The sequence below is a fragment of the Brevibacillus sp. AF8 genome (assembly GCF_021270385.1).
In the GTDB taxonomy this organism is placed as follows: Bacteria; Bacillota; Bacilli; order Brevibacillales; family Brevibacillaceae; genus Brevibacillus.
This window is the reverse complement of sequence record NZ_JAGQDN010000003.1, coordinates 272,085-285,201: the sequence shown is the minus strand read 5'-3', so window position 1 is coordinate 285,201 and position 13,117 is coordinate 272,085. Positions and strand designations below refer to the sequence as shown.

General features: G+C 48.1%; 10 protein-coding genes. 9 read left to right on the top strand and 1 reads right to left on the bottom strand.

Features of this window, described 5'->3' with window-relative positions; genetic code table 11:
• Nucleotides 1-136 precede the first annotated feature (136 nt).
• Complete coding sequence (locus KB186_RS07645) at nucleotides 137-1,189, top strand: S-layer homology domain-containing protein (RefSeq protein ID WP_221869101.1); 1,053 nt, start codon at nucleotides 137-139, stop codon at nucleotides 1,187-1,189.
• A 40-nt stretch (nucleotides 1,190-1,229) separates the two neighbouring features.
• Here the strand turns inward: KB186_RS07645 and KB186_RS07640 are convergent, their stop codons facing one another.
• Nucleotides 1,230-2,492: an APC family permease gene (locus tag KB186_RS07640; RefSeq protein ID WP_232773341.1), complete on the bottom strand. Its 1,263-nt coding sequence runs from the start codon at nucleotides 2,490-2,492 to the stop codon at nucleotides 1,230-1,232.
• Nucleotides 2,493-2,620: 128 nt separating this feature from the next.
• Here KB186_RS07640 and KB186_RS07635 point away from each other — a divergent pair, with 128 nt between their 5' ends.
• The 8 genes from KB186_RS07635 (at nucleotide 2,621) to KB186_RS07600 (ending at nucleotide 13,094) form a co-directional block, all read left to right on the top strand.
• A complete protein-coding gene (locus KB186_RS07635) occupies nucleotides 2,621-3,511 on the top strand; it encodes a LysR family transcriptional regulator (RefSeq protein WP_173608385.1) in 891 nt (296 codons plus the stop codon).
• 94 nt (nucleotides 3,512-3,605) lie between these two features.
• Complete coding sequence (locus KB186_RS07630) at nucleotides 3,606-4,865, top strand: adenosylhomocysteinase (protein WP_047068374.1); 1,260 nt, start codon at nucleotides 3,606-3,608, stop codon at nucleotides 4,863-4,865.
• A 151-nt stretch (nucleotides 4,866-5,016) separates the two neighbouring features.
• Nucleotides 5,017-5,448: a division/cell wall cluster transcriptional repressor MraZ gene (gene mraZ, locus KB186_RS07625; RefSeq protein ID WP_007717680.1), complete on the top strand. Its 432-nt coding sequence runs from the start codon at nucleotides 5,017-5,019 to the stop codon at nucleotides 5,446-5,448.
• Between the two features lie 17 nt (nucleotides 5,449-5,465).
• Nucleotides 5,466-6,410 carry a 16S rRNA (cytosine(1402)-N(4))-methyltransferase RsmH gene (gene rsmH, locus KB186_RS07620; RefSeq protein WP_232773340.1) on the top strand — a complete coding sequence of 315 codons (945 nt, stop codon included), beginning with the start codon at nucleotides 5,466-5,468 and terminating at the stop codon, nucleotides 6,408-6,410.
• A 33-nt stretch (nucleotides 6,411-6,443) separates the two neighbouring features.
• Nucleotides 6,444-6,857, top strand: a complete 414-nt coding sequence (gene ftsL2, locus KB186_RS07615; protein ID WP_173608215.1) for a cell division protein FtsL — start codon at nucleotides 6,444-6,446, stop codon at nucleotides 6,855-6,857.
• 141 nt (nucleotides 6,858-6,998) lie between these two features.
• The gene (locus tag KB186_RS07610) at nucleotides 6,999-9,470 is read left to right on the top strand and encodes a penicillin-binding protein (RefSeq protein ID WP_232773339.1); all 2,472 of its coding nucleotides are present in this window, start codon (nucleotides 6,999-7,001) and stop codon (nucleotides 9,468-9,470) included.
• Nucleotides 9,471-9,534: 64 nt separating this feature from the next.
• Nucleotides 9,535-11,463, top strand: coding sequence for a stage V sporulation protein D (locus KB186_RS07605; protein WP_173608213.1), 1,929 nt, complete (start codon nucleotides 9,535-9,537; stop codon nucleotides 11,461-11,463).
• 152 nt (nucleotides 11,464-11,615) lie between these two features.
• The gene (locus tag KB186_RS07600; RefSeq protein ID WP_232773337.1) at nucleotides 11,616-13,094 is read left to right on the top strand and encodes a UDP-N-acetylmuramoyl-L-alanyl-D-glutamate--2,6-diaminopimelate ligase; all 1,479 of its coding nucleotides are present in this window, start codon (nucleotides 11,616-11,618) and stop codon (nucleotides 13,092-13,094) included.
• The last annotated feature ends 23 nt before the right edge of the window (nucleotides 13,095-13,117 follow it).

The following is a 13,117-nucleotide window of genomic DNA, read 5'->3' as shown; positions in this document are numbered from 1 at the left end:
TCCTAGAAGTGGACCCGGCTATTTTTTTGTTGTTTAAGCAGATGGAAAACTTTTCATCAAATCATGCCGAAACTTTTCCGACAAATTTTGCGTCTTAGTAGTAATGGATTGTTTTTGGGGAAAGGTGGTACTCGGGATGCAGATTACATTACAACAAATCGGGAAAAAAGCCACTCTACTAGTTGTTAGCTTGTCGGTTTTATTGACGGGCATCGCAACCGCAGGAATGAAGAAGGCCGACGCACGGGAAGAATACGTGGTCAATTCCCCTGCATTTATCGACACGAATGGACATTGGGCAGCAAAGGAAATAGGGATTGCTACCAAAAAAGGATTGATCAAAGGATTTCCCGACGGGACCTTTAAGCCAGAGCAAACGGTGACGCAAGAACAGTTTTTATCCCTGATTGAACGCGTCATACCTTCCTTCACAGGTCATGAGCCTGAAGGCTATATCAAAGAGACCTACTTGCAGGCTGCTGCGGGACGTTGGTCGGAAAAAACCTATCACCATTTGGCTTCTGCGGGTATCATGCCATCGGGGAAACCGATGGATAGCATGACGCGGTTAGAAGCGGCAAGAACCTTGCTGGCAGCTATCGGGCATCAATCCGAAGGGGAAAAATATCGGGGAACGACAGCGAAATTTTTTACGGATCTTTCGGTCGAAAACGAAACACAGGTGATGACGGTCTACCCTGCTTACAAAATGGGGATTCTGGCTGGCTTTCCAGATGGAAGCTTTCGTCCTGATGACAAAATCAACAGAGCACAGGCAGTCGTCCTATTAAATCGTTTGGAAACGAAAATAGACGAGCTGTACCCTGGCAATGTACCGGAGAGCGAGAAAAAGGCAATGACACAAGCTGTCTCGTCATTCGTAAGTGATGTGATGGATAAGCAAAAAATTCGACGCTATGATGACTTGGTCGCGTATGTAAAGAAAAACAATCTGCCTGTGAGCGAATCGTTTTTACGCGAGCATTTTTCGTTTATGCAATATGAAGTGTATGATTATATCCGGTTTCCGCAGTTCAATGAGCTGATGTACTTTGCAAAAATCGGAATGAATAAATACAGAATGACGGTTCAATATTACGCAGGGGATTTGGGCGGAAGCGTCGATCGCACGTTTTACCTTTCCTCGAGCGATGGCAAAACGTTTCGACTGATTGGAAAAGATGAATAAGAAAAAGAAGGCTGGGACATGACCCCAGCCTTTTTTCGTGTCAGGCATGACGTTTTTGCCAAATAAAAAGGACGAGTGCAATCGCGAGCGGATAGAGAGCGGACCACCCCAAAAAAGGATACAGCCCTACGGTACATACGAGAGAAGTCCAAGAAGCGATTCGGCCTACGCGACTATTGTGCAACAGCCGTACCCCGGCCAGACACCCGCCGATGTAAGTCGCAAAAAAGGTAGCATTGGGAAGCTCGATGAGTCTGGACAAGTCGATCACGTCGAAATAGAGTACGCCAAGAACGACGACAAAACAAAGAGAGAGAAACAGAAGTCCGCCGATTGGTGTCCGGTACTTGACGTGGAGGGTGCCAAACCAACGCGGAGCGATCTTTTCTTGAGCCAACGAATAGGCGATGCGTGACGCAGCTCCAATGTACGCGTTGGCTGTCGCGATACAAATGAACAAGGCGGTTACGGCTACAATCCATCCGCCGATCGGACCCAAGGATAGTTGAACCATGACACTGAGCGATGCAGCGGAGATGCCGACCCCATAGCTATGCGTAGCCACAGTCATAAAGGCTACGGCAAAGTATAAGACAGCAACGATTCCTGCACTCCACAAGACACCGCGAATCGCATTTTTCGCAGGATCGACGAATTCCTCTGAAAGATGCGTCACGGCTTCCCACCCAATGAAGCACCAGAACATCAGACCTGCGGCTTGCACGACACTCAACCAACCGTTTGGCATAAATGGGGTAAAGTGAGTCACAGATGCATGCGGAATGCTGGCGACAACGGCCAAAATCAAAATCGTGATAATCAGCGAGACAACAATCGTTTGGACACGTGCAGCTACATGCAAACCTACAACATTCATTATTACGACAGCGAGAAGAAGCAGAGCCGCCGCTGCATAAACTTGCGACTCATTCCAGTTCAGCAGGATCGCAATGTAGTTGGCCCCTGTAACACTAAGAATCGGTGCGCCAATCGGGACAGACAAGAGAAAGAACCAGCCAACCATGTTTCCGAATCGATCTCCGTACGCTGTCCTTACAAAAGTAGAGACTCCACCTGAGCTCGGGTAACGAGCAGATAACAGCCCCATTGTAATGGCCATGGGCAGGACGAGAATAGACATGACGAGCCAAGCTAAAATGGAAGCAGGACCAGCCTTCTCGGCTGCGAGTCCGGGGATGAGCAATACGCCGGAACCGATCACCGCCCCGATATATAAGGCGACGATTTGCGGAAGTCGCAGTGTTTTGGCTAGACCGGGGGCTTGCGTAGATAATTTCCCCATAGGTAGATCCCTCGCTTTTTTACTTACCTTGTCGTTGGTAACTGAAGTGTAGCATAGACTTAATAATCGGAGTTATCTATAATATTAGATGATTCGAATCGATTTTTTCGATGAAATGAGGGGGAAATCTGGATACTCGTTATTTGCAAACCTTCCGTGAAGTAGCAAAATGCCAAAGCTTTACTCGTGCAGCAGAAATTTTGGGCTACGCGCAGTCGAGTGTTACGACCCAAATTCAAAACCTGGAATCGGAGTTCGGTGTCAGCCTATTCGAGCGTTGGGGCAAAAAAATCAGGCTTACCCATGCAGGCGAAGTGCTTCTCGGCTACAGCGAACAGCTGCAAGCCGTATTAGATGAGGCAAAAGCGAATCTGTCCGAGCAAGCGCAACTGGCGGGAACGTTGAGTATCGGAACAGTGGAGTCATTGGCGGCCTTTTATTTACCCCCTTATTTGCAAAAATTTCGCTTGGAGCAGCCGCGTATGCGGATCATGCTAGCACCGGGCATTTGCCAAGATTTGAGGCAAGGGGTAAAGGAAGGGAAGTTCGATTTCGCCTTTGTGCTCGATTGGCTCCAAGATCAATCTGAACTGACAAATGTCGTTTTAGGTGAGGAAAAACTAGTCGTTGTTACTGCCCCTACCCATCCGCTGGTGAAAAAAGAGAAGGTAGAAACCCACGATTTTACCGGGGAAACCTGGATTTTTACAGAAAAGGGATGCAGCTACCGAGGGATGATGGAAGCGGTGTTGCGTGAAGCAGGAGCAACGGTGGAATCTTCTTTTGAATTTGGCAGTCTGGAAGCGATAAAACAATGTGTTGCCTATGATTTAGGAATTGCGTTGCTTCCGAAAATTGTCGTACAAGAAGAAGTGAAAAATGGTACACTCGTTATACTCCCCTTTTCCCATCCGGATATCCGTGTATTCCGGCAGTTGGTTTACCATAAAAAGAAATGGATGCCACAGGCTTTGCTGCGCTTTTTGGAGTTGCTTACGGTAGAAACCGCAGAGCCGTAAACTGCCGATAATAGGAAAAACAGGTGATGGTTGAACTTGCGTATGATATGATAGAGAAGGTTGCTTTATGAGATAAAAGGAGGTCCATCCATACATGAACACAGTGTCTGAAAGCATCGTAAAAGATATGTCGTTGGCGCACAACGGCCATCTGAAAATTGATTGGGTAAAAGAACACATGCCTGTCCTAAACCGCATTCGTGAGCGCTTTGAAAAAGAGCAGCCATTTGCAGGCCTGAAAGTTGCGATCTCCTTGCACTTGGAAGCGAAAACGGCTTATCTGGCAAAAGTAGTTCAAGCTGGTGGCGCTGAAGTAACCATTACCGGTTCCAACCCGCTGTCCACGCAAGATGACATCTGCGCAGCATTGGTGGAAGACGGTATCCGCGTATTTGCGAAATACAATCCAGATCCTGCAGAATACAAAGAGCATCTTATCAAAACACTGGAAACTCGCCCTGACCTGATCATTGACGACGGTGGCGACCTGATCACTATTTTGCACAGCGAGCGCCGTGATCTGTTGTCTCAAGTACGCGGTGGTGCAGAAGAAACAACAACAGGTATTCTGCGTCTGAAAGCGTTGGAGAAAGAAGGCAAGCTGGAGTTCCCGATGGTTGCTGTAAACGATGCATTCTGCAAATACTTGTTCGACAACCGCTATGGCACGGGTCAATCCGTATGGGATGGTATCAACCGTACTACAAACCTTGTAGTAGCTGGTAAAACGGTTGTGGTAGCTGGCTACGGCTGGTGCGGTAAAGGTGTAGCGATGCGTGCAAAAGGTTTGGGCGCAAAAGTCATCGTAACCGAAATCGACCCAATCAAAGCGGTAGAAGCTTACATGGATGGATTTGAAGTAATGCCAATGCTCGAAGCTGCGAAGCATGGTGACTACTTCGTAACAGTGACAGGTAACCGCGATATCATCAGCAAAGAGCATTTTGCTGTGATGAAAGATGGCGCAATCTTGTCCAACGCGGGTCACTTCGATGTCGAAGTAAACAAGGTTGATCTGAATGCAATGTCGACTTCTTCCCGTATTGTGCGTAAAGATATTGAAGAATTTGTCCTGGCTGATGGTCGAAAAGTGTATCTGCTCGCAGAAGGCCGCCTCGTGAACTTGGCTGCTGGCGACGGACATCCGGCTGAAATCATGGATATGACCTTTGCTCTGCAAGCGGTATCCTTGGCTTATGTCAATGAACAGTACAAAAACATTGGCAAAAAAGTGCTGAACGTACCATTCGAGTTGGATCAAATGGTTGCTCAGTACAAGTTGGAAGCTCTGAACATCGGAATCGACAAATTGACAGATGAGCAAAAATCCTACCTGGAAAGCTGGGTCGAATAGTTCCTCGAATCCCGTCTTTTCCCGGCAAAAAAATATGCGAAAAAATCCTGCTTACAAACGCAGGATTTTTTTTTATAATAACAAATAGGTACTAGGTGGGGAAAAGTGGGGGAAAGTGGAGCCAACCGACAGGAAAGTGGGGGACCAGGGCGTGTTCATGGGGGAATATCAGCACAGCATCGACGAAAAAGGCCGCCTGACGATCCCAGCCAAATTCCGTGAAGGGCTAGGCACTTCCTTTGTTATTACCCGCGGGCTGGACCAATGTTTGTTTGCTTATCCGCAAGATGAGTGGAAACAACTAGAGGAAAGACTCAAGTCTCTCCCCTTTACAAAAGCAGATGCTCGCGCATTTACACGATTTTTCTTTTCAGGTGCCACCGAATGCGAGTGGGACAAGCAGGGAAGGGTAAACATACCACCCAATTTACGTGAGCATGCAGGCATGCAAAAAGAATGTGTGATCATCGGGGTGTCAAACCGTGTAGAGGTATGGAGCAAGGAACGCTGGGAAGATTATTTTGCCCAGTCAGAAGGCTCTTTTGGAGAAATTGCCGAAAAACTGGTTGATTTTAATTTGTAGCAGCGAGAAGAACAGGAGTGACGACATTGTCGTTTCATCACGTAACCGTTTTGATGGATGAGGCTGTCGAAGGGCTAAACATTCGTCCTGGAGGCATTTATGTAGACTGTACACTCGGTGGAGCTGGGCACAGCAGTTTGATTGCTTCCAAGTTGACGGAGGGCGGTCGACTTATTGCCATCGATCAGGACGACTGGGCACTGGATAATGCCCGCGAAAGACTCGCTTCCTATATGGACAGAGTCACGCTGGTAAAGAGCAACTTCCGCCATATCAAAGACATTGTGAGAGATTTAGGCTTGAAGGGTGTAGACGGGGTGTTATTTGACCTCGGGGTATCCTCTCCGCAATTGGATGAGGGAGAGCGCGGCTTCAGTTACAATGCCGATGCACCCTTAGATATGAGAATGGACCAGCAAGCGCCATTGTCCGCCTATGACATTATTAATGAGTGGGACGAAGAAGAGATTGCCAAGATCATTTGGCTGTATGGAGAAGAGAAATTTTCCCGGAGAATTGCCCGGCAAATCGTTCAACAACGGAAGAAGCAGCCGATCCAAACAACAGGGGAACTCGTTGAGTTGATCAAGGAAGGAATTCCTGCCGCTGCGCGCCGTACCGGACCCCATCCGGCGAAGCGTACCTTTCAGGCAATTCGGATCGCAGTCAATGATGAACTGGATGCATTCAAAGAAGCCGTCGTCGATGCAATTGAGGTTTTGAATCCAGAAGGTCGGGTCAGTGTCATCACGTTTCATTCTTTAGAGGACAGAATCTGCAAGCAAATTTATCAAGACTTTTCCAAAGGGTGCACGTGCCCGCCAGCTTTTCCGATTTGTACATGCGGAAATAAAGCGGTAGTAAAAGTCATTACAAAGAAGCCGATTTTGCCATCAGAAGTTGAATTGGAAGCAAACAATCGTGCACGATCAGCTAAACTACGGGTAGCGGAGAAGCTGTAGACCGGGATCGACGAGAAAGGGGAGGGAGAAGCGATGAGTTATTACTACCGAGGAAATTTAGCTATGGAGTTGGAACAAAAATCCCGCTCTGTAACGAAAACAACAAAACGCACGGTTCGAATCAAGCCAACGATTCCGACCGGAGAAAAATTGCTGTATCTCTTATTTATCTCGTTAACCGTCGTCGGCATGGGTCTAGTGGGTGTCCGCTACTCGCAAATTTCCCAGTTGAATTACGATATCCAGAGCACCAAACATGAAAACCGTGTAACGGCAGAAAAAAATGCAACGCTGAAATTGCAAATTGAACAAATGACCAACCGGGATCGCCTGCAAAAAGAAGCAGAGAAGCAGGGGATGGTATACAATCCGGCAGCTGTACATACGATCGGCAAACCAGAAGTACAGGCGAGTTCTCTGCCACAAACACAACACAAAAAACCTTAAATGTTACTGCTCCTTATGTGCGGTAACATTTTTTCTTAGCTGGGCCAGAGTCTGCTCCTGACTCGGCTAGGTTGCGTTCGTCTCCCCCATCAGCCTTACTTGGGAGGCGGGCGATCTTTGATGTGACGGAGTTGAATGGAGATGGAATGGAAGAGAAAAGTAAATTGGCGAATTCTCGTGGTAGCTTTATGCCTGATCTTGACCTTTTCGACGTTGAGCTTTCGGATTTATTGGATCCAAACGGCAGAGGCTGCCAGAATTATGGAAACGGCTCAAAAGCAGTGGGACAGAGAGAGTGTTTTGAAGCCGAAGCGTGGAGCAATCTATGATCGAAACGGAGAGATCTTGGCATATGATGGTAAGGCATACACAGTAAATGCAAGGCTGAAGCCACTTGATGCGAGAGACGAAGATGTGGTGAAAGACCCCTACTACACAGCGAATATGCTGGCTCCTATTTTGAATGCGCCTGTTCAAGAATTGGTGAAGAATTTGACCAAGCCGAACAAAGTGGTGGAATTGGGACGCTACGGGAAAAAGATCAGTGAAGAGCAAAGGAACCGCATTCTAAGTTTGCAATATCCGACACTGCCAAGTGGTGAGAAGGTCAAAAAGAATCAGCTCCCAGGAATCTATTTGACTGAAACGACTCGCCGGGTTTATCCGAATAACGCCTTCGCTTCCCACGTGATCGGTTATCTTGATTTGTATGATGAACCGAAAATGGGGATCGAACTGCAATTGAACGAACAATTGGCTGGCAAAAAGGGACATATTGCCTACCAAAAGGATCGTGCAGGCTATCAACTGCCAGACGGAGAAGGAGATTACATTCCGGCAATAGACGGCTTAGATGTATATCTCACCATTGATCGCCAGATACAGGATTATGTAGAACAAGCCCTTGACAAGGTGGAACAGCAGTACAAGCCGCAGGGCATGACGGTCGTTGTAGCCGACCCGCAAACGGGCGAGGTATTGGCGATGGGCAACCGTTCGCAGTTTAATCCGAATACGTACTACAACGGGATTGAGAACTACAACAACCATGCAGTCACCACGATGTTTGAGCCGGGCTCAACTTTTAAGATTATTACGCTGGCGGCAGCAATCGAAGAAAAAATGTTTAATCAGAATGAAACCTATCAATCAGGCGCTTACACCATCAAGGGGCAGATTCCGATCCGTGACCACAACAATGGTGCCGGTTGGGGAACCATCAGCTTTTTGGAAGGGGTTCAGCGATCCAGTAACGTGTTGTTCGCTAAGTTGGGTTATGAACGGTTGAAACTGGAGGGTCTGAAGAAATACTTCAAAAAATTCGGGATGGGTCAAAAAACCGGAATAGAGCTTCCTTACGAAAAAGAAGGAAACTTGATCAACCTGGAAAAACCTCGGTCACCACGCGACTGGGCTGCAACAACGTATGGTCAAGCAGCGACGGTTACGGCGATCCAACAGGTTGCTGCTGTAGGGGCAATCGCGAATGGAGGAGAGCTTCTAAAACCTCATATAGTAAAAGAAATGCGCGATCCTCACACGGGAGCAGTCGTCAATCGCACGCAACGTGAGGTTGTGGACAGGGTTGTAAGTGAAGCGACTGCAAAACAGACACGCGACATTTTGGGTAAGGTTGTCTCAGAGAAGCCCGGGACTGGTACACTATATCAAATCGAAGGGTATCAAGTAGCAGGAAAGACAGGAACTGCGCAAAAATATAATCCTAATACAGGGAAAATTTTGGATGGCCGTTACGTTGCTTCCTTCATCGGTTTCGCGCCAAAAGACAATCCGAAGCTGTTAGTCTACGTCGTTATTGACGATCCGCAAACAGATGCATGGTATGCATTGTGGGGACAAATGATGCTCGCTCCGATGTTTACATCCATTATGGAACGCAGCCTGCAATATTTGCAGCAGCAGCCTGATCTGTCCTTAGTAAAGAATAAACAGAAAGAAAAGGCAACGCCGAAAAAAGAAGCGCAGGCAACGCTGGCATCCTCACCTGCTGCACCGAAGACATTGCCTAAGTTTGAAGGGATGTCCACTACAGCCGCACAATTGCGGGCGAAGCAGGACAATTTGACCGTCACGGTAGCCGGAACAGGTACGAAAATCGTCAAACAATATCCGGAAGCCTATGATCAGGTCATTCCTGGTGAACAGATCATCCTTGTAACGGACAGGGTAAAAGGAACGAAGATGCCTGACTTCAAAGGAAAATCATTGCGGGATGTCATGGAGTTCAGCTCTTTGATCAATCTCGAAATGAAATCAACTGGAACCGGCTTCGTCACCCAACAAAGCATTCCTCCGGGAACGGTTCTCCAGGGTACAGAGCTGCTACAGGTGACGCTGCAATCCGTGTCGGAACCACCTGTACCGACACCCCCTCCTCCTGGTCAGGAGGGCAGCACAGTGCCTGTTACAACCACACCAAACAATTCGGGGTCGAATCCTGCTACAAATTCAACAGGAGGAAACAATCCGGCTCCACCATCTTCCGGTCAGCAAACTGGGCAAGGTGGGGCAGCACAGCCGCCAGCATCTGGACAGGCACCTCCTCCTGACAAACCAGAAGACCAATCGACGCAAACGCCGACAACTCCATAGTTCTAACTAGTCCCCCCTGCGAATAAGGTTAAGAAGAGACAACCTATTTGAGGGGGGACTCGCTTTGCGGGTATCCAATGCTACTGTACGCCGTCGTATTTTTATCATCTTGATTGTAGGCGTTGTTTTGTATTCAGCGCTTGTCACCCGATTGGGTTATGTTCAATTGATAGAAGGACCGAAACTCTCGCAAATGTCAGATGAACTGCTCAAGCGGGAAATTAAATTTCAACCCAATCGCGGTCGCATTCTGGACAGAAGCGGCAATGAGCTCGTGACGAATATGACCGTCCCCACACTGGTATCGGTAGGGGCACAAATCAAAGACCCTAAAGAAACAGCGAGACAGCTCGCCGTCATTTTGGAGCAAAAAGAAGAAGATGTATTTCGTGCCATTACGAAAAAAGAAATGAGCAACAACCAGATTCCTGGTGGAAGAAAACTGTCAGTTGAAAAGGCGAGAAAAATACAAGAACTGAATCTGCCAGGGATATACTTGGCAGGGGATACGAAGCGTTTTTACCCGAACGGAAATATGGCAGCCCATATTCTTGGTTTCACAGGCATTGACAATCAAGGGCTGACAGGGCTAGAAAAAATTTATGATCCCTTCTTGATGGGGACCGAGGGACATATCTCATTTCCTTCAGATGCCAAAGGGCGCGTACTGCCAGGTGGAACTGAAGACTACGTAGCACCCGTGAATGGGATGGACATGTATTTAACCCTCGACAGTACCATCCAATCGTTTATCGAACGCGAGCTGGATCAAGCGGTGGTCGCTTATCAGCCCGATGATGTTCTGGCGATCGCCATGAATCCAAAGACAGGGGAAATATTGGGGATGGGAAGTCGCCCGACTTTTCAACCGGATGCGTACAGGGACTATCCTTCCGAGGTGTACAATAGAAATCTCCCTATCTGGAAAACATACGAGCCCGGTTCCACATTCAAGATTGTGACACTGGCAGCTGCTTTAAACGAAGGGGTCATCAATCTGAACGAGGGCTTTTACGATCCGGGATTCATAAATGTGGCAGGGAAGCGATTGCGTTGCTGGAAACGCCAGGGGCATGGACAGGAAACGATGCTGGAAGTGGTAGAGAATTCTTGTAACCCTGGCTTCGTGACGATGGGCCAGCGACTGCAAAAAGAACGACTATTTGACTACATCAAAAAATTTGGCTTCGGACAAAAGACAGGGATCGATTTGATTGGCGAAGAAAACGGGCTGTTATTCAATTTGAATAAAGTAGGACCCGTAGAGCTGGGGACGACTTCTTTCGGTCAAGGGGTATCGGTAACGCCAATTCAACAAATGGCTGCGGTCTCAGCTGCCATCAATGGGGGCAAACTTATGAAACCGTTTGTCGCCAAGGAATGGCGGGATAGTGTGACACACGATGTCGTAGCGAGGACTTTGCCGACAGAAGTGCGACAGGTGATTACAGAGGAGACCTCCGCCAAAGTTCGGCATGCACTGGAAAGTGTGGTCGCGCAAGGAACGGGTAACAAGGCATTTATTGAAGGGTATCGGGTAGGAGGAAAGACGGGGACAGCGCAAAAAGTAAAAAATGGCCGTTACGTCGATGGGGAATACATCGTGTCGTTTATCGGCTTTGCGCCGGCTGATGATCCACAGCTCGTCGTATATTTCGCCGTAGACAATCCGAAAGCACTGGCGTTTGGGGGATTGATTGCCGCTCCGAGTGTAAAAAGCATCATGGAATCCTCCCTTCAGCATTTGAATGTACCGAAACGTAAAGATGGCATCCCCAAGGAAATTAACAAAGCACTTGGAGAAAGGGCGCCAATCGAAGTGCCAAACATGGTCGGACAATCCATGAGAGACGTAGTGACAACGTATGATACTCTGCCGCTAGTCGTTTCAGGGAAAGGTCAGTATGTCATTCAGCAGTCCCCTGCACCCGGAGTAAAAATTGATGAGGGCGGAAAAATTCGCATATACCTTGGTGACAAATCGACCAATTAGCTATAAAATGAGATTTCGAAGGCGGAGGGGAGTAGGCTTGTCTACGTTCGCTCTGCCTTTGTTCGTCCAGACTGCGCCTAAATGATCGGTGTAGCCTAGTACAAATGTTCAAATTTCTGTCTATACTAGTTGGAGAATGGGGTGCCTGTTTCATGTTTCTACGGGATCTGCTCATGCCTTTGTTGCCAGTAACGGTTTCGGGGGATGACAGCATGGAGATTACGGGTTTGACAGCAGACTCGCGCCAGGTAAAGCCCGGCTACTTGTTTGTCTGTCTGACTGGATATACCGTGGATGGACATACGTTCGCGGCCCAGGCGGTGAAGAATGGTGCCGTCGCCGTGTTATCCGAACAAGATCTGGACGTGCCAGCGACTATTGTCAAAGTACCGGATACCCGGCGGGCAATGGCTATGCTGGCTGATCGTATTTTCGGATCTCCTACGAAAGAAGTAAAAGTCATTGGCGTAACGGGGACAAATGGCAAGACGACCACTACGCATCTGATCGACAAAATTTTGCGCGATCAAAGCAAGCAAACAGGCTTAATCGGAACGATCCATATGAGAATTGGAGACGTAACGGAGGAAGTCAAAAATACGACTCCAGATGCCATAGATTTGCAAAGAAGCTTTCGCCGCATGTGCGATGTAAACACAGACTATGCGATTATTGAGGTGTCCTCTCATGCACTGGAGCTGGGAAGAGTCCGCGGTTGCGAAATCCATACAGCGGTTTTCACCAACCTGACCCAGGATCACCTCGACTACCATAAAACAATGGAAAACTATCGCTACGCCAAATCATTGTTGTTTTCCCAGCTCGGCAACAGCTATGACACAGACCGTCTAAAGACCGCTGTACTGAATGCGGATGATGAGGCGTCCGAATTATATGCTACCGTTACACCGGCGCGAGTCATTACATACGGCATTGATCAACCTGCAGATGTAAGGGCAAAACAAATCGAAATCACCAGTAAAGGAACTTCTTTTACAGTCGAAAGCTTTGCTGGCAGTGCGCGTCTGAACTTGAAGCTGATGGGAAAGTTCAATGTGTATAACGCTTTGGCAGCCATCGCGGTTACACTCGCAGAAGGTATTCCACTAGAAGAGATTAAAGCGAGCCTGGAAGCGGTAGCAGGGGTAAATGGGCGATTTGAAGCAGTAGATGCTGGTCAGCCGTTTGCGGTGCTCGTCGACTACTCACACACGCCAGACAGCTTGGAAAATGCATTGATGACTGTCAAGGAATTTGCCCGTGGCAACGTATTTTGCATTGTTGGCTGCGGAGGCGACAGGGATCGATCCAAACGCCCAATCATGGCGCAAATTGCAACGAAATATGCTGATCTGACCGTCTTAACATCAGATAATCCACGCTCGGAGGAGCCGCAGGCGATTCTCGATGACATGCTGGCAGGCTTGTCGGAAGTGGCACCTGATCGTTATACGGCACTAACAGACCGACGCGAAGCCATTGCCCATGCTGTTTCGCTCGCAAAGCCGGACGATGTGATCTTGATCGCCGGAAAAGGACACGAAACGTATCAAATTATTAAAGACCAGGTGTTGCCCTTCGATGACCGTGAAGTAGCGCGCGAAGCGATTGCCCGGTACAACCAAGAATAAAACAGATGCCACACACTGCATCG

What these genes read in the sequence shown, in the direction of transcription:
- KB186_RS07645 (WP_221869101.1), top strand. Translation starts at nt 137, where the DNA reads ATGCAGATTACATTACAACAAATCGGGAAAAAAGCCACTCTACTAGTT.
- KB186_RS07640 (WP_232773341.1), bottom strand. Translation starts at nt 2,492, where the DNA reads ATGGGGAAATTATCTACGCAAGCCCCCGGTCTAGCCAAAACACTGCGA.
- KB186_RS07630 (WP_047068374.1), top strand. Translation starts at nt 3,606, where the DNA reads ATGAACACAGTGTCTGAAAGCATCGTAAAAGATATGTCGTTGGCGCAC.
- ftsL2 (WP_173608215.1), top strand. Translation starts at nt 6,444, where the DNA reads ATGAGTTATTACTACCGAGGAAATTTAGCTATGGAGTTGGAACAAAAA.
- KB186_RS07610 (WP_232773339.1), top strand. Translation starts at nt 6,999, where the DNA reads ATGGAATGGAAGAGAAAAGTAAATTGGCGAATTCTCGTGGTAGCTTTA.
- KB186_RS07600 (WP_232773337.1), top strand. Translation starts at nt 11,616, where the DNA reads ATGTTTCTACGGGATCTGCTCATGCCTTTGTTGCCAGTAACGGTTTCG.